Annotated in this window: 1 protein-coding gene and 4 pseudogenes; all 5 read left to right on the top strand. The window is 42.1% G+C overall.

The window, feature by feature from the left end; translation table 11 throughout:
* Window positions 1-238 (top strand): hypothetical protein (locus RAC86_RS38155; RefSeq protein ID WP_377886901.1); only part of this gene is annotated, 238 nt, incomplete at its 5' end.
* A 95-nt stretch (window positions 239-333) separates the two neighbouring features.
* A pseudogene (locus tag RAC86_RS38150) lies at window positions 334-699 on the top strand (HNH endonuclease).
* Window positions 700-925: 226 nt separating this feature from the next.
* Window positions 926-1,441, top strand: a pseudogene (locus tag RAC86_RS38145) (phage terminase small subunit P27 family).
* Window positions 1,438-1,661, top strand: a pseudogene (locus RAC86_RS38140) (terminase large subunit); the annotation flags it as partial. The pseudogenes RAC86_RS38145 and RAC86_RS38140, both read left to right, overlap by 4 nt.
* A gap of 13 nt (window positions 1,662-1,674) precedes the next feature.
* A pseudogene (locus tag RAC86_RS38135) lies at window positions 1,675-1,873 on the top strand (peptidoglycan-binding domain-containing protein); the annotation flags it as partial.
* Between the last annotated feature and the right edge of the window lie 160 nt (window positions 1,874-2,033).

Raw genomic sequence — 2,033 nt, 5'->3', positions numbered from 1 at the left:
AGGAGGAACAGTAATGAAACTGTTGTTAATAAGGGCAAAAGAGCATGTGGACAAAGAGGTTAAGAGATCCATAGAGAATGATGTTTGCCAGGCAATTAACCAAGGCTTCTTTGTATATGGGGATGAACTCGACCTGTCTATTGCTGATGTGGATGTACTAGTCGTAACAGAGGAGAAAGAAACTCTTTGGATTGACGGAAGAAGAAAGGAGGCATCTGACTTCAATGGAAATGATTAAGAGAAAGATATGTGAAAAGATTACGACAATCAATGATGAGGTTATTGGAGAAACTTACACCAATTTAATAAAAGAAGAAACAGAGCATATGGTTTATGCCTCTTAAACCTCTAGGGATATGCGCTGCCCCTGGGTGCCCCAGCCTCACCCGTGGTCGGTACTGTGATACACACCAGACACAGCAACAAGAAGAAACGACACATTACAACAAATATTCAAGAAACAAAACAATAACAAGTTTTTATAAATCAATAGATTGGAAACGAACAAGACAACTTGCATTGATACGAGACAATTATCTTTGTCGGCATTGTTTGAAAGATCATTGCTTCACTCCGGCTGACATGGTGCATCACATAGTGGAAGTAAAAGAAGATTGAGCGAAAAGATTAGATTTGGACAACCTTGTCAGCCTGTGTAATGCCTGTCACAACAAGGTTCATGGCAGCAAGTGCAAGTGACACTCCCCCCTATCCAAATCTCTGGAAAGGAAACGTTTGGAGAACGGCGCCCCCTCTTCTGCAAACAAACACCGCTTTTCAAAGTTCCGGAAAAACAAAATACCCTCCCGGCGAAATTGCCGAGAGGGCTTGATACGACTGGTTTTGTTGTTACTTCCATCGTATCACGATTGGTGAAAAAACAAGCAAAAAATGCGATTTTTTTGATGTGAAATGAGGTGAGAACATGCCGAGGCCTGCAAAATCCGCGACGCTTCAATTGATACAGGGCAACCCAAATAAAAAGAATACGGAAGAGCTGGCCGCCCGGGCTGAGCACGAGAAGAAAATGAAAATGCGATCCGATAATATAAAACCGCCAACGTGGTTGGATAAGGTCGGGAAAAAAGAATTCAAACGGGTTGCTGCTCTATTAACAGAAGTTGAAATCATCACGGAAGTGGACATCAGCATGTTGGCTGCCTATTGTAATGCCTATTCGCAGTATGTATCAATTTCTAAAATTATTGAAGAAGACGGGATCATGGTCCATACGGAAGGAAAAGACGAAGACGGCAGCCCAATAAAGCTTGTTGGTGAAGAGCATCCTTTATTAAAGTGACAAAAGAATTATTTTGATCAAATGAAATCAGCAGCGAATGACTTTGGCCTTACACCGTCTGCTCGGGCAAAACTTGCTATCACTCGTACCCAGGAGGAGTGGGAAAAGACGGCTGCCGAAAAGGAGTTTAAAAACGTATGAAGACAATCAAACAGTTTCTCATTGATTACTCGCGCGATGTGATATCGGGTGAGATTGTGGCGTGTGAAAAACACATTTGGGCCTGCGAGCGTTTTTTAAATGATGTGAGTCGGGAAGGCACAAGGGAGTTTAGTTTCCTTATGTGTTTGATGATGAAAAAGCCCGCCGGTTCCTTTACTGGATGGCTCAGTTTAAACATACGAAAGGGCCTTTGCTGGGAGCTCAAAGGGGATGACGTAAGGCAGATTCAAAAAGCGCTGGCTGCGCTTTATTTCTACCTGGATAAAAGGGGCGAAGAATAACGGTATTGATGGCGTGTATGTCCCGAAAACAGCAAATGCAGTCAAACGTTTCCAGCCAGTAAACAGTCTGACTGCTGACGGCATTTATGGTCCGAAAACGAAAGCAAAACTTGAAGCACTATTAAAATAATATAATAATCCTCCCTTGCTAATTGTGACATTACGTATCAAAAATAGCCCTTTAGTAGCTGACTTTTTTTGTTACAATGATGGAAATAGTAAGGGGGGATAATATGGCTTTACTTCGCTTTATAAGTTTGTACGGAATAGCCATCATTATATTGGCGGTC

This window comes from Bacillus sp. LR_5 (assembly GCF_042709275.1).
This window is presented reverse-complemented; position numbering and strand designations above follow the sequence as displayed.